The sequence below is a fragment of the Sphingomonas sp. DMC6 genome (genome assembly GCF_056314225.1).
Window position 1 is genome coordinate 401,828 of record NZ_JBQUYT010000001.1, and the last position, 24,322, is coordinate 426,149.

General features: G+C 65.3%; 17 protein-coding genes, 1 pseudogene and 1 riboswitch. Of the genes and pseudogenes, 13 read left to right on the top strand and 5 right to left on the bottom strand.

Annotated features, from left to right (window positions below; translation table 11 throughout):
* Positions 1 to 78: 78 nt before the first annotated feature.
* Both ACT53M_RS01690 and ACT53M_RS01695 read right to left on the bottom strand, forming a co-directional pair.
* Positions 79 to 1,383 (bottom strand): ATP-binding protein, encoded by a 1,305-nt coding sequence (locus tag ACT53M_RS01690; protein ID WP_476231568.1) that lies wholly within the window; start codon positions 1,381 to 1,383, stop codon positions 79 to 81.
* Positions 1,384 to 1,388: 5 nt separating this feature from the next.
* Complete coding sequence (locus ACT53M_RS01695; protein WP_476231033.1) at positions 1,389 to 2,099, bottom strand: response regulator; 711 nt, start codon at positions 2,097 to 2,099, stop codon at positions 1,389 to 1,391.
* Positions 2,100 to 2,262: 163 nt separating this feature from the next.
* Between ACT53M_RS01695 and dinB the strand changes: the two genes are divergently transcribed.
* Positions 2,263 to 3,339: a DNA polymerase IV gene (gene dinB / locus ACT53M_RS01700; protein ID WP_476231034.1), complete on the top strand. Its 1,077-nt coding sequence runs from the start codon at positions 2,263 to 2,265 to the stop codon at positions 3,337 to 3,339.
* Between the two features lie 3 nt (positions 3,340 to 3,342).
* Here dinB and ACT53M_RS01705 read toward each other — a convergent pair whose 3' ends face one another.
* On the bottom strand, positions 3,343 to 4,041 hold the full coding sequence (locus tag ACT53M_RS01705; RefSeq protein WP_476231036.1) for a Crp/Fnr family transcriptional regulator: 699 nt from the start codon (positions 4,039 to 4,041) through the stop codon (positions 3,343 to 3,345).
* Positions 4,042 to 4,239: 198 nt separating this feature from the next.
* On the opposite strand from ACT53M_RS01705, the gene ACT53M_RS01710 reads away from it, so the two are divergent.
* Complete coding sequence (locus ACT53M_RS01710; RefSeq protein WP_476231037.1) at positions 4,240 to 7,134, top strand: ATP-binding protein; 2,895 nt, start codon at positions 4,240 to 4,242, stop codon at positions 7,132 to 7,134.
* Positions 7,135 to 8,797: 1,663 nt separating this feature from the next.
* On the opposite strand, the pseudogene ACT53M_RS01715 reads toward ACT53M_RS01710, so the two are convergent.
* Positions 8,798 to 10,780 (bottom strand): annotated as a pseudogene (locus tag ACT53M_RS01715) (Dyp-type peroxidase); the annotation flags it as partial.
* A gap of 343 nt (positions 10,781 to 11,123) precedes the next feature.
* On the opposite strand from ACT53M_RS01715, the gene ACT53M_RS01720 reads away from it, so the two are divergent.
* The 9 genes from ACT53M_RS01720 (at position 11,124) to cobU (ending at position 18,494) form a co-directional block, all read left to right on the top strand.
* The gene (locus tag ACT53M_RS01720) at positions 11,124 to 11,459 is read left to right on the top strand and encodes a hypothetical protein (protein ID WP_476231038.1); all 336 of its coding nucleotides are present in this window, start codon (positions 11,124 to 11,126) and stop codon (positions 11,457 to 11,459) included.
* A gap of 58 nt (positions 11,460 to 11,517) precedes the next feature.
* A riboswitch (cobalamin riboswitch) is annotated at positions 11,518 to 11,709 on the top strand.
* Between the two features lie 226 nt (positions 11,710 to 11,935).
* The gene (locus ACT53M_RS01725) at positions 11,936 to 12,343 is read left to right on the top strand and encodes a DUF1636 domain-containing protein (RefSeq protein WP_476231570.1); all 408 of its coding nucleotides are present in this window, start codon (positions 11,936 to 11,938) and stop codon (positions 12,341 to 12,343) included.
* Positions 12,340 to 13,356 carry a nicotinate-nucleotide--dimethylbenzimidazole phosphoribosyltransferase gene (gene cobT / locus ACT53M_RS01730; protein WP_476231040.1) on the top strand — a complete coding sequence of 339 codons (1,017 nt, stop codon included), beginning with the start codon at positions 12,340 to 12,342 and terminating at the stop codon, positions 13,354 to 13,356. Before ACT53M_RS01725 ends, cobT begins: the two co-directional genes overlap by 4 nt.
* Positions 13,353 to 13,919 (top strand): histidine phosphatase family protein, encoded by a 567-nt coding sequence (locus ACT53M_RS01735; protein ID WP_476231041.1) that lies wholly within the window; start codon positions 13,353 to 13,355, stop codon positions 13,917 to 13,919. The genes cobT and ACT53M_RS01735 overlap by 4 nt, the downstream gene beginning before the upstream one ends.
* Positions 13,916 to 14,635 carry an adenosylcobinamide-GDP ribazoletransferase gene (gene cobS / locus ACT53M_RS01740; RefSeq protein ID WP_476231043.1) on the top strand — a complete coding sequence of 240 codons (720 nt, stop codon included), beginning with the start codon at positions 13,916 to 13,918 and terminating at the stop codon, positions 14,633 to 14,635. Before ACT53M_RS01735 ends, cobS begins: the two co-directional genes overlap by 4 nt.
* Positions 14,632 to 15,618, top strand: a complete 987-nt coding sequence (locus ACT53M_RS01745) for an aminotransferase class I/II-fold pyridoxal phosphate-dependent enzyme (RefSeq protein ID WP_476231045.1) — start codon at positions 14,632 to 14,634, stop codon at positions 15,616 to 15,618. Before cobS ends, ACT53M_RS01745 begins: the two co-directional genes overlap by 4 nt.
* Entirely contained in the window at positions 15,611 to 16,543 is a 933-nt protein-coding gene (gene cbiB, locus ACT53M_RS01750; protein ID WP_476231047.1) for an adenosylcobinamide-phosphate synthase CbiB, read from the top strand. The genes ACT53M_RS01745 and cbiB overlap by 8 nt, the downstream gene beginning before the upstream one ends.
* Entirely contained in the window at positions 16,531 to 17,991 is a 1,461-nt protein-coding gene (locus tag ACT53M_RS01755) for a cobyric acid synthase (protein ID WP_476231048.1), read from the top strand. The genes cbiB and ACT53M_RS01755 overlap by 13 nt, the downstream gene beginning before the upstream one ends.
* Positions 17,988 to 18,494 (top strand): bifunctional adenosylcobinamide kinase/adenosylcobinamide-phosphate guanylyltransferase, encoded by a 507-nt coding sequence (cobU, locus tag ACT53M_RS01760; protein ID WP_476231050.1) that lies wholly within the window; start codon positions 17,988 to 17,990, stop codon positions 18,492 to 18,494. Before ACT53M_RS01755 ends, cobU begins: the two co-directional genes overlap by 4 nt.
* 19 nt (positions 18,495 to 18,513) lie before the next feature.
* Here cobU and ACT53M_RS01765 read toward each other — a convergent pair whose 3' ends face one another.
* Positions 18,514 to 21,540 carry a TonB-dependent receptor domain-containing protein gene (locus ACT53M_RS01765; RefSeq protein WP_476231051.1) on the bottom strand — a complete coding sequence of 1,009 codons (3,027 nt, stop codon included), beginning with the start codon at positions 21,538 to 21,540 and terminating at the stop codon, positions 18,514 to 18,516.
* A gap of 304 nt (positions 21,541 to 21,844) precedes the next feature.
* Here ACT53M_RS01765 and ACT53M_RS01770 point away from each other — a divergent pair, with 304 nt between their 5' ends.
* Positions 21,845 to 23,317: an MFS transporter gene (locus tag ACT53M_RS01770; protein ID WP_476231052.1), complete on the top strand. Its 1,473-nt coding sequence runs from the start codon at positions 21,845 to 21,847 to the stop codon at positions 23,315 to 23,317.
* A complete protein-coding gene (locus ACT53M_RS01775) occupies positions 23,314 to 24,321 on the top strand; it encodes a serine hydrolase domain-containing protein (protein ID WP_476231054.1) in 1,008 nt (335 codons plus the stop codon). The genes ACT53M_RS01770 and ACT53M_RS01775 overlap by 4 nt, the downstream gene beginning before the upstream one ends.
* Position 24,322 lies beyond the last annotated feature (1 nt).

Genomic DNA, 24,322 nt, shown 5'->3' on the forward strand with positions numbered 1-24,322 from the left:
GACCTTGCCGACCGAAGCTAGGGATCAGGATTTGCTGCGTTGCGGCGCGTTGGTAAGAAAGTGTTGCTGCGTCAACAACTAGCGGCGCGAAATTGTCAATTCGGCGTGAAGCCCGCCGCCGTCGCGGTTACGGAGCATGAAGCGTCCCCCCTCTTCCTCCATCGCGCGCTGGACGATGGCGAGGCCCAGGCCGAACCCCACCGTGTCGCGCGAGCGTGCGCTGTCGAGTCGGACAAAGGGTTGCAGCACGCGGTCGAGCTCTTCGGGCGGGATGCCCGGGCCGCGATCTCTGACCGCGATGCTGATCTCCGTCTCCTTCGTCGTCAGCCGGATATGGGCGTGCCCGGCATAATGAACGGCATTCTCCACCAGATTACCGAGCGCACGCTTCAGCAGTACCGGGCGGAGGGCGATTTCCAGATGCGGAGGGCCCTCATAGGTTACGTCGCGGCCATGATCCGCCTGATCGTCGGCAATCGTCGCACAAAGCACGGCCACATCCACACGCGCCGGGACTTCCTTCTCCCCCTCCCCACCCAGAAACGCGAGCAGCGAACCGATCATCGCCTCCATCTCAGCCAGATCGGCTTCCACCGCCGCATGCACTTCCGTGTCCGCGATCCCGTCGGCGCGCAGCCGCAATCGCGCGAGCGGTGTACGTAAATCGTGGCCCACTGCCGCCAGCGCCTGGGTCCGATCGGCGATCAGGCGCTGTATACGCGCCTGCATCCGGTTGAAGGCTGCGATGACCCGCCGCAGCTCGCGAGGGCCGGCTTCTTCCACTTCCTGTACCTTCCCGGTGCCGACACGCTCTGCCGCTTCGGCCAGTCTTCGCATCGGCAGCAACATGCGGCGGACGAGCAGCCCGCCGATCAGGATGAGCGCCAACGCCGGGGTTAGCGCCAGCAGGATGCGGGCGGAACCGAGATCGGCCTGGTGCACCTGCTCGCGCGTGCGAAAATAGAGCCAGCTTCCGTCCGGCAGCGTCAGCGCCCCCACGATCAGCCCGTGGCGCCCTTCGGCGGTGAAGCGCAGGCGCAGGTCGGTGGCGACCAGCGCCGGCTCCCATAGCACGACCTGGTTGTGGATACGGTCGAGCTCCGATGCTGTGCGGAGCCCTGCCGGCAACGCACGCATCCACCGGATTTCGTAGCGCGAGGTGGTAAGTTCGGCAGCCAGATCGCTGCGCGTAGCTGGCGGTTGCTCGGCGAGCAGCTTACGGGAAATCACCAGATGCTCTGCCAGGCGTCGTGCCTCGTCGTCGCGCACCGAAAACTGGCTCGCGCGCTCGTAGAGCAGCGTACTGATGCTGAATTCGATCAGGATTGTCAGCAACAATATTGCGAATATGCGGCCTATCAGGCCGAAGGGCGTATGCAACAGCCGTTTCAACGGCGCGTCGCGGGCACGTTGAGCGTGTAGCCGATGCCGCGCACGGTGACGATCGGCGCCGATTTGCCTGCATCGGACAATTTGCGCCGCAGCCGGCTGACCAGCACGTCGATGCTGCGGTCGGAACTGTCGCCCAGCCGGGTGCGTGACAGCTCGATCAGCCGTTCGCGCGAAATCACCCGGCCGGCGTAATCGCACAGCGCCACAAGCAGATCGAATTCTGCCCCCGTGAGGTCGACCACTGCCCCGGTCGGTGAGAACAGCTCGCGGCGCGGCAGGTTCACGGTCCAGCCATCGAATTCGATCAGGCCGTGCTGGCGCTCCGCCGGATCGCGCTCGGTGCCGCCCCTGCGGAGCACCGCGCGCACCCGCGCCACGAGTTCGCGTGTCCCGAACGGCTTGGCGAGATAGTCGTCCGCACCCAGCTCCAGCCCGACGACGCGATCGGTCTCGCTGCCCTTGGCGGAAATGAAGATGATCGGGATGGCGCTCTTCTGGCGAAGCGTGCGGCAAAGATCGATCCCGCTGGTGCCCGGCAGCATCACGTCCAGCAGGACTAGATCGGCCGGCCCCTGATCAAGCGCTAGCCACATTTCCGGCGCCGAGGCAGCGGGACGCACAGTATAGCCATGCTCCTGCAGCGCCCGCGCGGTGAGCGTGCGGAGCTGGGGATCGTCCTCGACCAGAATGATGGTCGGCTGGGTCATCACGGTTTCGCCTGCGAGCATCTCCGGGAGGTAGGTTTCAGGCCTCTGAGGGTCAACGCATCTTAGGCACACGCCAGGTTCCAGCAATATTTTGTTACGAAGCAGTGCAGCCGCAACGAACGCGAGTTCCATATTTGTTCGCATGACGGTATAGGATGGCGCGATGTCCGACGCACCGATCCGAAAGATCATCCATATCGACATGGATGCGTTCTTCGCCTCGGTCGAACAGCGCGATGACCCTGACCTGCGCGGTAAACCCGTGGCGGTTGGGCATGGTGCCGCGCGCGGGGTGGTCGCAGCGGCCAGCTATGAGGCGCGGCGCTATGGCGTGCGATCGGCGATGCCTTCGGTAACGGCGGCACGTCGCTGCCCCGAGCTGATCTTCGTGCGCCCTCGCTTCGATGTTTATCGCGCTGTTTCGCGCCAGATTCATGCGATCTTCGCCGACTATACCGATCTGATCCAGCCGCTGTCGCTCGACGAAGCCTATCTCGACGTTACCGACAATCCCCGCGGGCTTCCCACCGCCTGGGCGACTGCAAAGGAAATCCGCGCCCGCATTCTCGCCGAAACCGGGCTCACCGCTTCAGCGGGCATTTCGTACAACAAGTTCCTCGCCAAGCTCGCCTCCGATCACCGCAAGCCCAATGGCCAGTTTGCGGTCACGCCCGATATGGGGCCGAGTTGGGTCGAGGCGCTGCCGGTGTCGCGCTTCCATGGGATCGGCCCCAAAACGGCGGCGCGTATGGAGCGTCTGGGCATTCAGACCGGCGCGCAATTGAAGGCGGTCCCGATCGAGATGCTGCGGCGCCATTTCGGCAGCGCGGCCGAATGGTATCACGCCATCGCACGCGGCGAGGATGACCGGCCGGTCGATCCCAGCCGCGAGCGAAAGTCCTCGGGCACTGAAACCACGTTCAGCGAAGATCTGTTCGACAGAACCGCCATCGAGGCGGGTGTCGCGCGGATGGCCGAGGATGTGTGGGAATGGTGCGATCGCACCCGGATATTCGGGCGCACCGTGACGGTGAAGATAAAATTCGCCGACTTTCGGATCGTCACGCGCAGCCGCAGTATGCCCGCTCCAGTCCGCGATCGCAGCCAATTGCACGCACTGGCACTCGAGCTGGTAAGGCTGGTATTACCGACGCATACCGGTATCCGGCTGGTAGGGGTTACGGTCTCGAACCTTTCATCCGGGGACGCAGAAGAACCGCTGCCGCTGTTTGCCGGTTGAGCGTTAGCCGGCTGCTTCCTCGCCAATCGCCGCGCGCACCAGCCGCGCGAGCGCAGGAACATCGGTGACGGTGATCGCGCGCCGCCGCAGGGTGATGATGCCCTGCTGCGCCAGATAGCCGAGTTCGCGGGTTATCGCTTCTCGATGCGTGCCCACTCGCGCGGCGAACTCAGCATGCGTAGGCGCCGGCTCGATCCGGGCTTCGGCAGCGCCCGGTTCGGCCTGGCACATGCGCAACAGCTCACAGTGTAAGCGGCTTCGTACGGATAATGCATTGAGTTCAAAGACCCTTTCGGTAAGGGCGCGAATCTGGGCGGCGAGCCGGCGTGCCAGCCAAAGGGCAGCCTCGGGAATCTCGCTGACCGCCGTGCGAAAGGCGGCAGCGTCGATGGTTACTAGCTGGCAGTCGGTCAGCGCGACGACAGACGCGGAACGCGGCGCGCCATCCAGCACCGCCAGTTCGCCGAACAACTCGTCTTCCCCCATATCGCGGAGGATAACTTCGCGGCCGCCCAGCGAGTACAACGTTACCTGAACCCGCCCGCGCGCGACGATATAGACATGGTCGGAAGGCCCCCCGAGCGATAGGAGCATGCGGCCGGCACGCGCAGACATCATCGTCGCTGTATGGGCTAGCCGATCGGCCAACAGCTTCGGGAAGACGCGCGCCATTATCTCGGCCGGCACCGTTGCCCCGCTCACTCGATACGTCCCCGAGAAACTGCCATAACGGCTGCATTAGCGTGGGTTAGTTGCGCTGCAAACTAGAGTCCTGAACCGAATTGGGTGCTCAACCCGGTTGCCGCCCTGCCAACCTATCTCCAATAGAATGGCTGTCGGGGGTACCATGAAACCGTGTAAACTCGTGTATCCAGGGCTGTCTTCGCACAGCCAGTGCCTATGACTGCCGCTTCCGCATCCGCCGGAAAGCCCGCTGCGACACGGCGGTATCTCGCCATTCTCTTTGCCGATTTGTCCGGGTCGACGGAGCTCGCCGACAGGCTGGAGGCGGAGGAATATGGCGAGATCATCGGCGCGCTGCGGGAATGCTACGAACAGATCGTCACACAGCACGGTGGTGCCGTCGCTCAGATCAGTGGTGATGGCATGCTCGCCATCTTCGGTCATACCGGGACGCACGAAGACGACGCCGTTCGCGCGGTGGATACGGCGCTCGATCTGCATGCCGCAGTGCGGGAAATTGATGGGCCCTGGCGCCGCGCCGGCATATCGCTGCGGCTGCATTCGGGCGTTCATTCAGGGCTGGTGCTGTTGCGGCAGGGCGACGAGCTGGGCGGTCGCTTTGAATTGCCCGGCGCCGCCACCAATATTGCTGCCCGACTGTGTGACGCTGCCGGGCCGGACGAAATTCTGGTCAGCGATGCAGGACTGGGCCCTGAGCGGCACCGGTTTGATTTCCAGCGGCGCGCGCTGAGTATCAAGGGTAGAAAGACCCCGCTGCCTGCCCTGCTCGTGTCGGGCCGCTCCTCGGCGCATACCCGCTATGCCGCCAGCGTGCGAAGTGGGCTAACGCCGTTCGTCGGTCGTGTGGCAGAGCGGTTGCGCTTCGAGGAAGCTTTTGCGCGAGCGCGAGCGAGCAATGCCGCTGTCGTGCTGGCGCTTGCCGGTCCGGCCGGAGTGGGCAAGACCCGACTGGCCGACGAGTTCATGCGAGAGGCAGGCGGTGGGGGCTACACCGCGCTGCGCGGAATATGCGAGATCGACGCGCCTCCCTTGCAGCCCTTCCAGCAGATCGCGCGGGCGGCAACCACGTTATTACCGGTCCCGATTGATGGCGTTGTGGAGCCCATCCTTGCAGCGGCGAAAATGCGCCCTTCTATCCTGTTTATCGACGACTGGCATCTGGCCGACGATGCCAGCCGCGAAATGCTCGCGGCGATTTCCAGCAAGGCCGCCTTGCCGCTGCTGATCCTGCTGACGGTGCGCACCCCGGCCCCGCCGATTCCGGGCGACACAGTCGAATTGGCGCCGCTGGAGCGGGCGGAAGCTGACCAGGTAGTGCAGACCCTCGCGCCAGCTGCAAACCCGATGCTGGTTACTGCCGTACGCCAGGCATCGGGCGGCAATCCGCTGTTCATCGAAGAGCTTTGCCACTCGATCGAAGCGGGACGGTTCGAGGCAAACCCCAGCCCGGCAAGTGCCTGGATCGATACGCTGATCGGCGCGCGCTATGCGCGGCTGCCGGCGCCCGAGGCCGCTTTGCTGCGAGCAGCGTCGGTCATCGGCACGGTTGTCCGCCACCCGCTTCTGTCGCGGGTTACGGGGCTGGCGGCGGATAGTGCGTTGCTCGAACGTCTGGCAGACCATGACTTTCTGTTTCCGGGCGACGCACCGGATACGCTGCGCTTCAAGCACGGCATCACGCGCGAGGCGGTGTATAACGCCATCGGCCTGCACGAACGGCGCGATCTGCACTTGCGGATCGCGCGGACGATCCGGGAGGCGGCGGCTGAACAGGGCGAGGAGGAGCCGGTCGAGGCACTCGCCCAGCACTACGGCCAGGGCGGTGATGATCTCGCGACGGCCGATTATGCAGAACGGGCCGGAGATCGGGCGCTTGCGCTTTCGGCGCTCGACCGCGCGCAGGCGCATTACCAGGCTGCGCTGTCTGCGCTCGATCGGCTACCGGCTACACCCGAACATGCCATGCGCTGGAGCCGGGTTGCTCAACGATACGGGCGTGCAGGCGTGTTCGATCCATCGCCCGAACAGCTTGCCCTCTTCCGCCGCGCGATAGAGCGGGCTGAGGAACGCAGCGATGCGGCGGCCCGGGCCTGGGCGCTCTATTGGCTGGGGTTCATCCATTATGGCCTGGGCGACCTGGCCAGGGCAGTTGCGCTGACCGAAGAAGCGCTCGCTGCGGCGCTTGCGACCCAGGATCGCGCCTTTGCCAGTCAGGTGCGCGCCTCTCTGGGACAGGCACGCACTGCGGCAAGCGACTATTTCGAAGGTATGGCGCTGCTCGACGAATCGATCGCCGCGCGTCGCGCCTCGGGTAACGGGCGAGGCTCGTCCGCGCTGGCCTATGCTTTATCGTGCAAGGCTTTCGCTCTGGGGGATCTCACACGCTTCGAAGAAGCGCACGCGCATTTCGATGCGGCGACAGCTGCCGCACGCGGAGCACCGAGCGAAATTCAGATATCGATCCTCACGCAGCGCGCGGCAGTTTGCCTTTGGCAATATCGCTTCGAGGACGCGACGACCCATGCGGAGGCCGCCGCCCAGTTGTCGGAGCGGATTGGTATCCGCTACTCGCTGGCGATGAGCCGCGCGATGCTCGCTTATGCCCGCTGGTCCACCGACCGCGACTTTGACCCCGTCCCGATCCTGAAGGACTCGCTCGGCTGGCTGGCCGGCAATGGACGCAACCAGTTCCTGTCGCTTGGCTATGGCTGGCTGGCAGAAGTACAGGCGATCGCCGGCGACGTCTTCGGGGCGCGGCGGCACGCCGCAGGTGCGCTGCGACGCGCGCGGCATCACGACCATCTTGGCGAAGCGATGGCGCTTCGCGCGCTTGCGCGGGTAGCGGAGGCAGGCGGCATGCGCCGCCCGGCCGATCATTATCTCGACCGTGCCGAGGCCGTCGCGCATGCACGCGGCGCCCGGCACGATGTGGCAGTGACGCAATTGCTCCGCGTCACTCTCGTTCCCGTCACCCCGCGTGCGCCGGGCAGCCTGGCGGCGGCGCTGGCTGCGCTGCGGGCGCTGGATATTGATCCGACGGCGTCGGTACGGCTTGGCCCCCAGGCACTGCCACCGGATCGGCAAGCTTGATCAGCAGCGGCGCCGGCAATGCCTCGATCCGGCCGGCTTCGAGCAGGCCGCTTACCATCCCCAGCATTGTTCCCATCGCCGCCTTATAGGCCGGGCACGCATGGAGTGGGAACGGATCGGCGGCGCGATCTGCAGTGCGCTTCCCGCCAAAGATCGGGCCGATGTCGAGCACGCCGTTCGCCGCGTCTTCCGACATCGCGGAGATGATGCTGATGAACACCCGCTCGCCCTTGCGCACGGGCACGCCGCCCAGCTCGTGATCGGCCAGCGCGGTACGCCACAGCATGTCCGGCGACGGACGCTTCTGCATCGTCCGCGCGAACGGCTCCCACAAGGCTGCCTTGGCGCGCGCATAGGGTGAAGGGTCGGTCTGGGCGAGCAGTGCGTCCTGCACTCGCCACAGCGTCTTTTCCTCCAGCCAGTCGTAAAACGCCCAGCGCAGGCTACCATCCGCGGGTGGCAGGAAGCCGGTCATCACGCCAATCAGCGTCCGCGCCAGTTCGTCGTCGTCCGGGAACATTTCCGCCATCGCCTTGGCTAGGCGCGCCTGCGGCACCTTGCCGAGCCGGCGCAGTGCCTGGAAATGCTCACGCACCGCCGTGCGCAGCCCCTGTCCATGCGCCTGCCCATATGCCTGCACGCGCGGGTGCGGATCGGGATAAAAGCAATAGCGCGAGGGCGCCATGTAATCGCCGGGACAATGCGGGGGCCGCTCGCCCGGCGCGCTGCCGATCGGTTGCCAGCCCCAGCCGGCGGCATCGACATAGGTACGGTCCACCCGGTCAAGCGCCTGCGCGTTGAACTGCGGGATAGGGAAGCCGTCGGGGATGCCGAACCAGGCATTGCACACGCCTGCGAGGATGCGGTTGATGAAGTCCCGGCGCAGGTCGATTTCCACGCCACCCTCAAACGCACCGTGCATTTCCTGACGGACAAAGCCCAGCCACTGGTCGGTCAGCGCCCGCGAGACGGCGAACGCCTCTTCCTCGCTGATCGCAAAGATCGCCGCATTCGTGCGGTCGGCCTTCTCGTGATAGAGTGGGCTTTCGTCCATGCCGAGGAATATCTCGCCGAAGGAGGCTCGCATCCGTTCCATCTGGCCGCACATCGAATAGACGCCGTCGGGATCGTTATAGACCCGCATCACCAGTTCGCGATTGGCGGCCAGCACCACTTCCTCGGGTGGATTGCCATCCTCCGCCATGCCATAGGGCACGCGCACCACGCCACCATGGTCGGTACGGATCGCTGCCCAAAGCCCGCGCGCCTCGTCCTTCTCGCCTGGATCCTTGGCGGCGAAATCCTCGATCTCGATTTTCCAGGCGCGACCGGCCGCGATGCGTTCGTCGGCAGTGCCTTGCGCCCAAGCCAGCAATTGCTGGACCTTGGGCCGCGCTTCATCTGCTGCTGCCGCCTCTACCGCCGCCATCCGCGCGCCCTCATCGGCATAGCCGGGCATTTCGGCAATATGCCGGATCGCCTTCATCGACGGCACGAACAGATAGGCGCCCCATTGCAGCCGCACGAAGGTCTGGGGTGTCACACGCCGTACCTGCCCGTCTTCCAGGAACCGGAACATGGAGCTGCCTTCGGCCGGTGGCAGGCCCATCAGCGGATCGTTCTGCCACGACGCGACGCCGCTGGAATTGCCGCCGTTGATCCAACGCTGGATCGTCTCATATTGCTCGGACAAATTGGCATTGTAGCACATGAACATGATCCCGCGTTCGGCGGCGGGATCGTCGTCATAGAGCGGGCCATAGCTCATGCCGCGGCGAAGGATGCGCGGGGTCGGCAGGTTGCTGGCATCCTGTGCCTTCAGGCGGGGATTGGTGCGGCGGATATGCGCCTGGAACGGGCAGCGTTCACCTTGCGGGTCATCGGCGTAATCGAAGCTGTTGGCACGGGCGCCAGCGTGGGGCGCAGCCAGCGGCGTACCATCGGGGTAGCGGCCCATCATCTTGCCGAGCAGTTCCCATTCGGAAGAGGCGTTGCCGGCGGCGACTTCGTCCGCGACGAACTTGCGCAGCGCCCCAACGTCCTGATGCAGCTTGCGCACCACCAAGAACGTACCGTTGTCGAGGATCGGGTTCGCGGGCGGCGCGCCGTCGGTTCGGCTGTTGCCATAGCCCCAGAACAGATCGCCCAAGGGCAGCGCGTGCGCATCCGCCGCAGCCGAGGTCGCGAAGTGCGGCTGGCTGATCCCGTCGGCATAACCGAAATGCTCGTTACCTGTGCCCAGGCTGGTGCGCGACATCGGTTCGACCGACAGCAGCCGCACGCCGTTCGCAGCCCCCAGCTCGGCGACCTGGACGATTTCAGCGTGAAGCGGATGATGGGTGTCCCCCACCCGATATTCGCCGCGATGACGGTGCGTGGTGCGCAGTTGCACCACGATATCCACTTCGTTGAGCTCGACCACCGGAGCGCCCGCCGTCGGCACGCCGCTGGGCCAGTTGCGCGCCGGCAGCCGCCAGCGCCTTGGATGATGTTCGCGCAGATCGCCTAGCAGGCCCGCGCGCTCTTCCATACCCTCGCGAAATTCCTGCGGGAAATGCGCCAGATCCTCTGCAGCCACACCGATATTGACGATGCCGTGGCGCGTGAACGCGAGGTTGAGGAACGCCCCGCCCTCTTCCACGCCCGCTTCGGCGTCGGCCTCGCTGCACACCGGCAGGGTGCCGACGAACCGCCGCGCCGCGACGGGGTCGGTGATCCGCATCAACAGCAGCGCACCGTGTTGCACCGGGTGATGGCTGCGTCCGAAATTATGGACGATGCCGCCCTGCACATCCGCCGACTGGTAGGTCAGACGCTGCGGCTTGGGCGCGGCCGGGTCCGGCGCGCCGGGCTGGGCCAGCCATTGCAACTGCTCGGCCACCGCCAGCTTGTGGACCGGCGCCAGCGCATCGACATTCCAACCCTTCAGCAGATGCTGCGCGGCCCAGAGCAGATAGCGGCCGTCGCCCTCCCGATGGTCCGGGGGATAAACATCGGTCAGCCGATAGAGCGCAACCAGCGCCTCTACACCAATCCGGTCGCTTTCCAGCTTGGTAGCCGGGTCTTCGCGCAGGCGCTTGGCGGCTAGCTCGGGATCCTCTATGGTGACGGTCGCCGGGTTCACCCCGGTCTGCGCCTCGCGCTCCAGCCGCTCGATATGCAGCGCATATTGCATATCGTCGATGCTGTTGCCGTTTGCGGAGAAGAAGAAATTGCTGTCGACCTGGCTCTGGCGCACCCAGGCGAGATAGTCCGGAAAGCCATGCTCGGTGGCCGTGACATAGCCTTCGCAGTTACAAAAGATCAGGTCGAGCAACGGCCCTAGCGGGTTCCAGATCAGCCGCATATAGGGCTCAAGCGGGCGATCGAAGGTGGCACCCAACAACAACCGTTTCGGCTCTGTATCCAGGATGGCGATACGATAATCGAGCAGGGAATGGATGCGCGCGGAGGTATCTACGAAAGGCTGGCGAGCGGAATGTTCGCGCGCGGTCGCACGAAGCTTGAACAACCCTTTCAGTACCATGCGCAGCCGCGACTCGAACGTAACGCTCTCGAACGCATCGACAAAACCCTGCCGGATCGGCGCAGTGAGCGTAAGATCGCTTACGGACTCAAGGTGCTTGCTGCTGATCATCTTGTGCATCGTACATCCCCCACTTTGCGCAGCGCGGTTACCGCGCGATCCCGGCGGGAAGCTGCATCAAGGGAGCGGAAAATGTCTGTGGGTTTTCGCACCAGCGTTCGCGGCGCTCGCCTTCACATGTGCGAAAAATCACATTGAGACTGTGGCCTTGGCCACTGTTACCGCCTTCAAACTGCGGCATGGAAGTTCCTGAGCAGCAGGGAAACTCGTTATGGTTATTCACGCCGCACGCGATAATCGGAACGAACCGGTCCTGCCGCGCAAGCCATTGCCGCGGGTGCGTAGCTGGCGGACGAACGAGACTGCTGACCGGCGTATTGCTGCGCCCCTTGAGGAAGCGACCATGTCCACGCCCCGGCATCTCATCGACGCGCTGGAATCGCTGTCCAGCGCGGTGATCGAGGCGACGGGAAGCTGGGCATTTCTCGCCTCTGAGCGCATCCAGCTCGTAGACGCCGCTCATAAGGCGGCATGGTTGCTCGTGCGCGTGAACCGGAACGAAGGGTTGATCGCGCGCCACCCCGATCTCACCGGTGTCATCGCCAGCACCTATGCGGCCACCCATGCGCTGCATGGTGTCCGTCGGCTGGGACAGGGATCGGAAGCGCTGGCCGACCTGTTGACGTTGTTGGTCCGCGTGGACGACCTGCTGCCCGTCAGTGCCCAGATCTACCAGTAAAGTCCCTGGGGCTACAGCTCGTTCTGCCGCCGGCTTGATCGGCGGCGCCAAACCCCTTAACCCATCAAACGCGACCGGTTCCCCGAGAGGGGATTAAAAGGGAACGGGGTTCAAGACCCCGGCTGCCCCTGCAACTGTGAGCGGCGAGCCGTTCGGCCATATGCCATTGGGCGTTTCGATGCCCGAGAAGGCGGCCGGACTCAGGCATGGACCCGCGAGCCAGGAGACCTGCCGTTCGCGGTCGTTTCTCGGGCGGACAGGGTGTGCCGACCGGGCGGGGATATCCTCGAGCGACGACAGCAAGGCTCGCGCGGCATGGCGCGGGGCGCTGGCGCGCGTGATCGTGTTCCAGGCTGCTCCCGTATCAAGCCGCACGCGCATCGTGATGGCTCGGGAGTGGTCTTGATGGTTCGAGTTCATGTTTTCACGTCGCGTGCAGGCGCGGCATTCGGCTGTGCCGGGGCACCGCGATGACGATGCTGCGGCCCGTTGCCGATGGCGTCGCCATCGTTGCTTGCAGCACCTGCCGCCATGACGCGGAACTGCGGGAGGATGCCGAAGGCGTGCGCGGCGGCGCGCGGCTCGCGGAGGCACTGGAATCGCTGAAGGCGGAAGACGAACGCTATACCGGCATCGCGGTGCATCGCATGCCCTGCCTGTTCGCCTGCACCGAGCATTGCACGGTGCATCTGCGTGGGCCTGGGAGGATGGGATATGTGCTCGGACGCTTTGCGCCGCAGAGCGATGATGCCCGTGCGATCCTCGATTTCGCAGCAGAATATGCCGCCAGCGAAGACGGGTGTGTTCCCTATGCGCGATGGCCCCAGGGTGTGCGGGGGCATTTCCTTGTCCGTACCCCGCCGGCCGGGATGCTTCCCGAATGAGCGGCTTTCCCAGCGTCGCGGCCTTTGAAGCCTCGTTGTCGGCGCTGCCCGATACCGATGTGCACGCGACCGAAAAGGCGCGGGTGCGGCAGGCGCAGCTTACCAAGCCTGCGGGATCGCTCGGCCGGCTCGAGGGGATCGCAGTGTTCCTCGCCGGATGGCAGGGACGCGCCATTCCCCGCATCGAACGCGCGGAGGCGATTGTCTTCGCCGGCAATCATGGCATCGCCGCTCGGGGCGTCAGCGCTTTTCCGGCGGAAGTGACCGCACAAATGGTCGCCAATTTCGAGGCCGGCGGTGCAGCGATCAATGCACTGGCGGATGCAGCCGATGTCGCGCTTAAGGTTATTCCCATCGACATCGACCGCCCAACTGCCGACTTCACCATGGCGCCCGCGATGGACGAAGCGGACTGCCTCGCGGCGCTGTCGGTCGGTGCTCAGGCGGTCGATCCCACCCTCGACCTGCTGCTTCTGGGCGAAATGGGCATCGCCAATTCGGCAAGTGCGGCCGCGCTCTGCCTGCGCAGCTTTGGCGGCGACGCGGCCGACTGGGTAGGGCCGGGCACCGGCGTACACGGCCCGGCGCTGGAGGCGAAGCGGACTGCGGTCGCCCAAGCGATCACCCACCATGCCAAAGCCCCACAAAGCGCATTCGAGACGATGCGGCGCGTCGGCGGTCGCGAGATCGCTGCCATCGCCGGGGCGGTGCTCGCCGCACGGCAATATGGCATTCCGGTGTTGCTGGACGGCTATATCTGCTGCGCGGCGCTGGCACCGCTGGCGGCAACCGCACCTGACATCACTGCGCATTGCATCGCCAGCCATTGTTCGGCGGAACCGGGGCATGGGCTGCTGCTCGAGCGGCTCGGGCTGGATCCATTGCTTCGGCTAGACATGCGCCTGGGCGAAGCGAGCGGGGCAGCCGTCGCCGCACTGCTCCTGCGCGCGGCAGTGAAGGCGCACGCGGAGATGGCAACCTTCGCCGAAGCCGGAGTTGCCGGCGCAGCATGAACAGCGTGCTGGTATACCTGTTACGGCATGGAGCAACCGAAGCGGGCGGACGGCTGATCGGCCGAACGGACGCCATGCCGTCCCCCAAAGGCGTGCAATCCTGTCTCGCGCGCGCGATGCGGCTCGAGGTCGACAGCGTCCATTGCTCCACCTTGGCGCGTGCGCGCGCGCCGGCTCTCGCGCTTGCCGCGGCGTTCGACCGGCCACTGCACGAAGATGCCCGTTGGTGCGAGCTGGGTTTCGGCGAATGGGACGGCATGGCGCTCGATGCTATCGATCCCGACGCGCTGGCGCGCTTTCGTCGCGACCCCGTTGGCGCGCCGCCGCCGGAGGCCGAAAGCTGGGGTGCGCTGGTCGCACGCGTGGGCACGGCGCTGGCAACGCTTCACGGCACTGCGTTGGTGGTCACTCATGGCGGGACGATGCGTGCTGCCCTTGCCGCGGCGTGCCGGATCGACTTCCCCGCGCTCTGGGCGTTCCACCTGCCCCATGCGGCGCTGCTGACCATAAGAGTATGGCCTGGGCACCCCGGGGGCGGCGAGATCGTCGGGCTCGTGACGTGAAGCGCTTCCTTGTCGCCCTGCATTTTCTGACGCGGTTGCCGCTGCCGCAGGTCCAGGCAGACGCTGCCGATTTCGCGGCGTCGGTACGGTGGTTCCCGCTCGTCGGTGGCGTGATCGGCGCGGTGATGACCGCACCGGCCCTGCTGCTTGCGCCTGTAGATGGCTGGGTTGCCACGCTGGCGGCCTTGCTCCTGTGGGTCGGCATTACGGGCGCGCTCCATCTCGACGGGCTTGCCGACATCGCCGATGCTGCCGGCGCCGCGCACAAGGGCCGCGAACGCGTCGCCGCAGTGCTGGCCGATCCCCATGTCGGCAGTTTTGGCCTTGTCGCCGTTGTGCTGCAGCTGCTCGCCAAGCTCATACTATTGCACGCAGTGCTGGCACGCGGCGCCGGGTGGAACATCGTACTTATCCCCGCCGTCGCCCGTATGGGGCCGCTCGTCTGGGCGTGCTGGCTGCCGCCCTTGCATCAAGGTCTTGGTACACGCTTCGGTGGCGCGGTCAGGCTGGGGACGATCGGCTTCTGGGCCACCCTGTTGCTGCTGGCCTGTGCCATCTTGCCCGGACTGGTCCTCGCGCCGCTCCTGTTCCTCCTGTGGGGCCGTTGGCTCTACCGGGCGATCGGCGGAATCTCCGGCGATGGCCATGGTGCCGGTATCGAGCTGGTTGAGACCGGCCTGCTCGCCGCCACTTTCGCTGGTCAGCTGTTGCGATGAGCGATGCGCTGATGCTCCATGGTGGCGATATAGACGCAGCCATCGCCCAGTATGGCGGAGAGCGGGCCGACTGGCTCGATCTTTCGACGGGTATAAATCCCACACCCTGGCCGGGCGCCGCGGCGGTTCCGATCGACTGGCAGAGCCTCCCCACTCCCGCCGCCATCGCGGCGCTCGAAGCGGCGGCAGCTGCGCATTTCGGGATCGACGCTGCCTATGTCTGCGCCCTGCCCGGCAGCGAACTGGGTATGCGGTTGCTGGGGCGCGTGCTCGGCGGCCCCGCCTTCCATCCGGCCGATGGTTATCGCACCCATAAGCAGATGTTTCCCGAAAGTGCCCCGCTCGAATCCGGCGTGTTAAACCGCTTGGGCGCGGCGACGCTGGTGCTCGCCAACCCCGCCAATCCCACGGGTACCATCCTCCCCCGCGCGGCGCTGGCCCAGATGGTGAATGGGCGGCTGGCTGGTGGCGGCTGGCTGGTGGTCGACGAAGCATTTGGCGACGCATTGCCGGGTATCAGCATCGCTGATCTGGTGGCGAATGGTCGTCCACTCGCGCTGTTTCGATCTTTCGGCAAATTCTTCGGGCTGGCGGGCGTGCGGCTCGGTTTCGTGCTCGGGTCCAAGCCCCTTCTGAGCCAGATGCGTGCAGCACTCGGCAGCTGGCCAGTCTCCGCCGCCGCGGTCACTATCGGTACCGCTGCGTATCGAGACCGTGCATGGATCGCGATGATGGAGGCAGAGCTGCCCGAGCGGGCTGCGCGGCTGGATGCCTTGCTAGCGCGCCATGGTCTCACGCCTCGCGGTGGCTGCCCGCTGTTTCGGCTGCTGGAAACCGACCGCGCGCCGGAACTCTTCACCCAGTTCGCCCGGCATAACATCCTCACCCGCCCCTTCGCCGCAAAACCGCGTTGGCTGCGACTGGGCGTGCCGGCCGATGCGGCGGCGCTGCACCGGCTCGAGAGGGCGCTAGCCGATGGTTGAACCGGTCGGTTTGGCAGCACTCGCGATCGACGCTGCGTTCGGCTGGCCGGGATGGCTGTATCGCCGGATTGGCCATCCGGTCGGCGCATTCGCGCGCATCATCACCGCGTGCGAGGCGCGATGGAATTGTGAGACGCGCAGCGACACCATGCGCCGTTTGGCGGGTGTCACGACCGTGATCCTCTTGCTTGTCGTCGCTGCGGCGCCCTCGCTGGCAGTCGAAGCGCTCGCCGCCCATGCGCCGGTCGGCTGGATGCTCGTGGCGCTCGCCGCCTTTCCGGGGCTCGCCCAGCGGAGCCTCTACGTCCATGTCGAGGCGGTCGCCGCGGCGCTTGAGCGAAACGATACCGAAGCCGCGCGGAAGCATGTCGGCCATATCGTCGGGCGTGACACGACTCGGCTGACGCCCAGCGGCATTGCACGTGCGGCGATCGAGAGCCTCGCGGAGAGCTATTGCGACGGCGTCGTCGCGCCGCTTTTCTGGCTGCTGGTGGCGGGGCTTCCCGGCATATGGGCCTATAAGGCGATCAACACCGCCGACAGCCTGATCGGCCATCGCGAGGCGCGCTGGCGCGCCTTTGGCTGGGCTGCAGCGCGAACCGATGATGCGATGAACTGGATTCCAGCAAGAACCTCCGCCGCACTCATCTGCCTGGCGGGCGCTGGCGGCTGGCGCATCCTGTGGCGCGATGCGCGGCTGCATGCTTCGCCCAATGCAGGCTGGCCCGAAGCCGCGATGTCGGGCGCGCTCGATGTCCGACTTGCAGGCCCTGTTTACTATGACGGCGTGCTGCATCAAAAGCCCTGGATCGGCGACGGCACCCACGCGGCCAATGCGGCGGACATATGGCGAGCGCTGCGGCTCTATCGCATAGCATGTGCGATACTCTGGCTCATCGCGGGAGGAGTTGCATGGCTGCGCTGATGTTGCAGGGTACCGGGTCCGACGTTGGCAAGTCGGTGCTGGTGGCAGGACTGTGTCGCGCCTTTGCCAATCGCGGTCTCCGTGTGCGGCCGTTCAAGCCGCAGAACATGTCGAACAATGCGGCTGTCACGGAAGACGGGTGCGAGATCGGCCGCGCCCAGGCAATGCAGGCCCTCGCCTGTCGGGTCCAGCCGCACGCCGATATGAACCCGGTGCTGCTGAAGCCACAGGCAGATCGCGCCTCACAGCTAATCGTCGGCGGCAAGGTGCGCGGTACGCTTCATGCCGGCAATTTCCGGGAAGCACGCGGAACCCTGCTGTCGGAAGTGCTCGCCGCCTATGCGCGACTGTCCGGCGAATGCGACCTGGTGGTGGTGGAAGGCGCCGGCTCGCCCGCGGAAATCAACCTGCGCGCCGGCGACATTGCCAATATGGGCTTCGCCCGTGCCGCCGGGGTTCCGGTAGTGTTGATAGGCGACATCGATCGGGGCGGCGTGATTGCCGCTATTGTCGGCACGCGCGCGGTACTCGATCCGGACGATGCAGCGATGATCCGCGGCTTCCTGATCAACAAGTTTCGCGGTGACCCGGCACTGTTCACTGATGGCTACCACGCGATCGAGGCCCGTTCCGGTTGGAAAGGCTTCGGCGTGGTGCCTTGGTTGTCCGATGCGGCACGCCTGCCCAGCGAAGATGCCGTCGTGCTGGAACGCAATGTTGCCGCTGCGCAAGGACAAATGCTGATCGCCTGCCCGATGCTGCCGCGTATCGCCAATTTCGATGATCTCGATCCGCTGAAGCTAGAACCCGGCGTCTCGCTGGAAATGGTGCCACCGGGTCGGCCGCTCCCCGGTGATGCGGCGCTAGTGATCCTGCCCGGATCGAAGGCGACGATCGCCGATCTGGCGGCGATGCGCGAACAGGGCTGGGACATAGACCTGCTCGCGCATCACCGACGGGGCGGCGCGGTGCTGGGCATTTGCGGCGGGTACCAGATGCTCGGCCGCAGCATCGCTGATCCCTTTGGCATCGAAGGGTCGCCGGGTAGCGCCGCCGGCCTTGGGCTACTGGTGGTCGAGACCGTCCTCAAGCCCGAAAAGGCACTGCGACCAGTCCAAGCGCGCGCCTTTGGTGCAACGTTCGAGGGATATGAGATGCATATGGGCGAAACTCTCGGTCCCGATACGGCCACGCCTTTTGCTGAAACCACGGACGGGCGCGCGGACGGCGCCGTCGGCCATGATGGGCGCGTGATGGGCACCTATCTCCACGGCCTGTTCGCAAGCAGTGTGCTCCGCAAGGCAGTGCTGGAACGCATCGGCGCCACGTCGACCGGCGCAGATTATGGCGCCTCGGTTGAAGCCGCGCTGGACGGAATCGCAGCGACGCTGGAAACACATCTGGACATCCCGGCATTGCTGGCGCTGGCGAAGGAGGCGCGGGCATGACGCGATTGCTGGTTCTGGGCGGTGCGCGGTCGGGCAAGAGCCGGTACGCGCAGGCACGCGCCGAGGCGCTGCCCGGTGCGCTCTGCTATATCGCGACCGCGCAGCCGCTCGACGCGGAAATGGACGATCGAATTGCCCATCATCAGCGCGACCGCGGCGCGCGCTGGCAAACGATCGAGGCGCCGCTCGATCTGGCGGTCGCCATCGCAACCCGCAGCGCGCCCGAGATAGTTTTGCTGGTCGATTGTCTGACTCTTTGGGCGTCCAACCTGATGTTCGCCGCGCGGGATATCGAGGCTGAAACGCATGGGCTGGTTTGCGCCCTTCATGCGGCGACGGGGCCGGTCATCCTCGTGGCGAATGAAGTCGGGCTGGGCATCGTGCCGGACAATGCCCTGGCCCGCCAGTTTCGCGACGCGGCCGGCCGTATCAATCAGGCGGTCGTTGCGGCTGCAGATGAAGTGCAGTTTGTGGCTGCTGGCCTGCCGCTGCGGCTGAAATAGCCGCGCGGCAGGCTGAGCCTCAAAACTTCACCTGGGCAGACAGCGTGAACGACCGCCCCCGCGGATCGGCGACGCGCGGTTCCCACGAACTGCCGGCGCCGCTGTTGCCGTCATAGGTGATGGCGAAGGGCGGATCGGTGTCGAACAGGTTCCGGATGCCCGCCGTGATCGTGTAATGCGGCGCCAGCCCCTTGTACGTGACCGACAGGTTATAGATCACATAGTCGCTGACATACTGGTTATAGTCGGGCCGCGTCACCGTGCCGGCCGCAATTCCCGGCAGCGCCTGGTTCTTGTACCCCGAGCGGAAGATCTGCGAGAGCGAGATCGCCACATTTTCGTTCGACCAGCCGATAAAGGCGTTGTGCTTCCACCGGTTCCCGATATCGCCGGCCGTCGTATACACACCGATCAGGCTCGGACCATAAGGGGCGTTCGGCGTCAGCTTTTCACGCTTCTTCAGGAGAAGGGTGCCGTCGAGGCCGGTAATGAACTGGCCATGGAACAGATCGAACCCCGCGCGGGCGGTGAAGTCGATGCCTTGCGTGCGGCGCGAACCCGCATTCACCCAGCGATCGTCGATCGTCACAACCTCGTTGGTCGAGGGGTCGCGGATGAAGTTCTGCGGGAACAGCGAAGCATTCTGGATCAGCTGGGTCAACGTCAGCAACTGGATCGTGTTGTCGACCGCGATCGACCACCAGTCCACCGTCAGGCTGACATTGCGGATCGGCTGCAGCACGCCACCCACGCTGAACTCCTTCGCCGTTTCCGGTCCCAGCTTCAGATTGCCGCCGGTCCAGATATTGGGCCGGATCAGCACGCATTTGGGATCGGTCGCACTCGCCACGCCGCTGGGACAGCGAACCGGATCGACGAGATCGCTACCCGAATAGGGGCTTTCCGTCACGCCATTGAATATCTGGTTGAAACTCGGAACACGAAAACCGGTATTGTACGATCCCCGGAACATGAGCTGGTGGAAGGGTGTGAACTTCACCGAGATCTTTGGATTGGTGGTTGAGCCGAAGCCGGAATAGTCGTCCACGCGTGCCGCACCCGTCACTTCCAGTTCCGGCAGCAGCGGCACCGACACTTCGGCATAGGCGGCCTTCACGTCCCGCGTCGCATGCTGCAGGGCATTCACATTGTCGAACGCCGCGAGGAAGATCGTCGGTGCCGTCGCCGCAGCCGCAGCCGATCCGTTGAAGGTATAGGTTTCGCGGCGATAATCCACGCCGGCTGCAACCTGTACCTCGCCGCCAGGCAGGCGGAAGAGTGGGCCCGACACCGATCCGTCGAACTGCCGCACCTCATAGCGTCCGCCATAGAGCGTGGTGCCTGCTGCCGATACTGCATTCAGGCCACTTATCGCCTGAGGGGTCTGGGCGAGCGTGAATGGATTCAGAATGCCGCTGTTGAGCAGCCCGAACAAGCCGGGTGCGCTTGCCCCCGGGGCCGTCGGCGCCGAAGGATCGGGCGCGCCGTTGGCCAGCGTGCCGCGATAATAATAGCCCGTGCCGAGCACCGACGTGACATCGCTGCGCGCATAGGACGCACCCGCACGATAATCCCACCCCTTGAACAGCGGACCTTCAGCTGCAAGCGCGGCGCGGAACGTCTTCGATTCTGTCTTGTACTCGCGCGTGCCGCACGCGACGCAGCGCCAGCGATAGGCGATCGGCTTGCCGTAATTTGCCTGGATGCCGGCATTGGGGAACGCCGTGATCAGCGCGTTGTAGAGCTGGTTATAGGTCGCCGCCGTCAGCGAATTGAGGGGGTATGCGAGCGGCAGGTTGCTGGTGTTGCCCGAGACCTGCGCGTTAGAAAAGCTCTTGGCCGAATTCGCGTCCGAACCGGTGAGCTCGATCGACACTTCGTGCACGCCGCCGATGCGGGCCACGCCGCGGGCATAATAGGTCAGCGTCTCAATCGGCTGCTGGATCACGGCTGCGCGGCCGGTGTCCCATGCACAGGCATATTGCGCGGTCGGCGCATTCCACAGCTGGGCGTCATAGGCCATGCCGCCGTCCATGGTACCGCAACCGGCGCCGCCCGGCAGGTTGAGCGTATTGATGCCACCCGATGCCTTGGCGCCATTTGCGCCCAGCCCCGGCAGCACCGTCGCCCCGCTGGTCCCGCCGAGCAGCGTGCCGTTGGGGAAACCGCCTGCCGCACTCGGGTTCAGCGGGAACATCGTCGCGATCGGCGTGCCGCGGGTGTCGATCGACAGGCCGCGATTGGGCTGGTTGCCGTTCACGAAATTGCGTTGGGAGCCCCGCAAAATTTCGTTCCAGCTATAGGCAACGGCGCCCATGATGTTGAAGCCGTCCTTGGAAAGATCGCCAAAGCCGGTCGTCCCCGACACGCGGTAGATATTGCCGCCGCCATGCTGGGTGATGTCGTTGAAGCCGTCGACCTGAAGGCCCTTGAAGTCCTTCTTGGTGATGAAGTTGATCACGCCGCCGATCGCATCCGTGCCATAGATGGCAGAAGCGCCGTCCTTCAGCACTTCGACACGTTCGATTGCGGCGAACGGGATCTGGTTGACGTCGACGGCCGAGCCCGAGAGCCCGTGTGCCGCCACGCGGCGCCCGTTCAGCAGGACCAGCGTTGCCGCACTGCCCTGCCCGCGCAGGTTCGCCGCCGACAGCCCGTTGGTGCCGCGCTGCGCGCCGGTCGTCACATCGGAATTGGATGCCAGATTGTCCGCGCCAGACCCGTTACTGCTGAGGAACATGACCAGCTGTTCCGGGCTGGAAATGCCGTTGCGCTGGATTTCCTGCGACGTAACGATCTGCAGCGGAAGCGCCGAGCGGTTCGGATCCTGCTTGATCCGCGAACCCGTGACCAGAACCTCGTTCGGGTCCGTCCGAATGTCCTGATTCTGGTCCGATACCGGGAGCGCCGCGCCGGTCGGCGTCACCGCTTCCTGAGTGGTATCGTCCTTGGATTGCGCCTGCGCCTGCGCGGGCAGCGCGAATCCGAGCGCGGTTAGTGCGGTACCGGAAACCAGCAATAGCTTGAAAGAATGTGCAGCGACCATTTTGCCCCCTCTGCACGCTCTCCCAATGCGTGCGGTGGCATTAAGTAACAATAATGTTGCGGCGCGCCATAGTTTGTGTTGCAGATTCCATAACGCTTGGGCATCGCCTGTGACGGAATCCCGCACAAGCGTGCCGTTTGTGCATCATTTCCGGTCAGCGGAGGCATTGACGTAGCGCAACCTGCGGGCAAGCGTTGAGCGATCATAAACCATATCTGGGGTCGCCCCGCCTTTGTCCGCCTCATCAACCGCTGCCCCTTCCGCCACTACGCCTTTGGCAGCCGCGCGGCCGGCCTTGGGACGGATGGCGCTGTATCTGGTGCTGGGCTTTTCGGCCGGGCTGCCCTTCTACATGTTTTCCACCGTGCTCGCGGCGCGGCTGACCGAACATGGCGTGACGCTGGGCATCATCGGCTTCTTCGCCTGGGTGCAGTTGATTCCGACGTTCAAGTTCCTCTGGGCGCCGCTGCTCGAACGGTTCGACATTCCCGGCTTTTCCCGCTTCTGGGGCAAAAGGCGGAGCTGGATCCTGCTGTCGCAGCTCGGCATCTTCACGGCGATGCTGGCCATGGCAGCGACGGCGGGCGATGCCAGCCTGCCACTGACGGCGTTGTTCGCGGTCCTGCTCGCCTTCTGGACGACGACGCTGGAGATCGCAGCCGATGGCTGGCGCATCGAGCTCGCGCCCACCGAGGCGGAACAGGGGCCACTCGCGGCCGCGAACCTCTGGGGCTATCGCGCCTCGATGGTCGCGGCGGCGAGCGGCGCGCTGCTGATTGCCGACGTCCCCGCGCTCGGCTGGCCGGCTGCCTATTTTGCCATTGCTATCGGCGCTTTCCTCCCCTTCCCCATTCTCTGCGCCACCGCGCCGGATAGCGCCCGAGGCGGCGGCCGGTTGGTCGCGTTGCTAACCGGGTTGCTGGCCAGCGCAGTGATCCTGGGCGCGACTCTCGCTGTCGCGGCAGGTCTTGGTTGGCTGCTCCTCGCTGCTGCCTCGCATGCGGGCATGAGCGGGGACACCGACATCAAATATTACGTCTTCGCCCTCGCAATGCTGCCCTTCCTGCTGATGGCAGCCGCACTGCCCTGGATCGTCCGCGCCGGGTCAGATTCGCGTATGCGGCGATCGGCGGCAATCGGGCCCTATGTCGATTTCTTCTGGCGTTATCGCTACGCCGCGATCGGGCTCCTCGCGTTCGTTTCCGTGTATCGCATGGGCGACGTGCTCGCGCTCAATCTGTCGAAGCCGATGATCCTTGGCCTAGGCTACTCCAAAACAGAGATCGGCGAGGCTGACGGCGTGGTGGCCCTGGTTTCGAGCATCTTCGGGGTCGGCATCGGCGGCTGGATGGTCACGCGCTGGCGCGACGGTATCACGCTCAGCATCGGTGCGGTGTTCGCGGCGCTGGGCAATTTCGGCTTTGTCTGGCTTGCCCATCAGACGCGCAGCGAAGCCGCGCTTTATGTCGCCACGGCCGCCGACCAGTTCGGCAACGGCATGGCAGGCGCGGTGTTCGTCGTCTGGCTGTCGATGCTGGTCAACCCGCGCTACCCGGGCGCGCAATATGCGTTCCTGTCGGGCTTTGCCTTTCTGCTTTCGCGCCTGATCTCAGGCGCGGGCGGACAGGTGGTGCAGCAGCTCGACCGGATGGGCTATCACGGGTTCGATCTGTTCTTCTTTACTTCCGGCGTCGTCAGCCTTGCGGCGATCGCCTTCCTTCCTTTCCTCGCCGGGGTCCGCGCACGACCCGATGACCGCCCGGAGATGGCGCCATGATCGAACAGGCCTTCGCACCCGCCCGTGCTGCGGTCGATGCTCGCCGCATTCCGGGTGCGGCGCTGGGCGTTGTCAGCGTTGACGGACGCCGCTTCGTGACGCATCGCGGCATGGCGGCGCTGGTTCCGGAACCCGAACAGCTGACGCGCGACCACTGGTTCGACCTGGCTTCGGTATCCAAGGTGATCGCGACTACCACGATCATCCTCGCGCTCGCGGACCAGGGCAGGATCGACCTCGACGCACCACTGACCAGCGCAATTCCGGACCTGCGCCAATATGACGTCGCCCATGCCTATGAGCGCAAACTGACGTTCCGCGATTGCCTTGCGCATCGCTCGCTGCTGCCGGCGGTGGAGCCGATCTATACCTATAACGGCGATCCGGCCCGGCTGCGTGCCTTTGTACTGCAGCGGGAATGGAAGCTGATCACGGAACCAGTCTATTCGGATGTCAACTTCATCCTGCTCGGCATTGCCATCGAGAGGATCACTGGCGCCCCGATCGGTGCCTGGCCGATCGGCAAGGGCCTGCGCTACGGGCCGATCACCGATGCGCATGTCGTCTCGACCGAGCATTGCCGCTGGCGCGACCGGGTGTTGCGGGGCGAAGTCCATGACGAGAACTGTTTCGCGATGGGTGGCCAAACCGGCCATGCCGGGCTGTTCGGCACGGTGGATGGCGTGCTCGATTTCGCCCTCGGCCTGCTGAACGGCAGCGGCGCGAGCCCGGCCGCGCTTTCGGCGATCCGCACGCGCCAGCAGGGCCACCGGACCTGCGGCTGGGAACGCAAGTTCGACGGCTGGTCGGGGGGGCAGGCCTGTTCAGACGAAACGATCGGCCATACCGGCTTCACCGGCACCGGTCTGTGGATCGATTTCGGACGCGGCATCGCCTGGACGCTGCTTACCAACCGGGTGCATCCCAGCCGGCATTTCGACAGCGGGATCTTCACGCTGCGCCCCGCGACCGGGGACGCAGTGGCGGCGGCCTGGACAGCGTAAC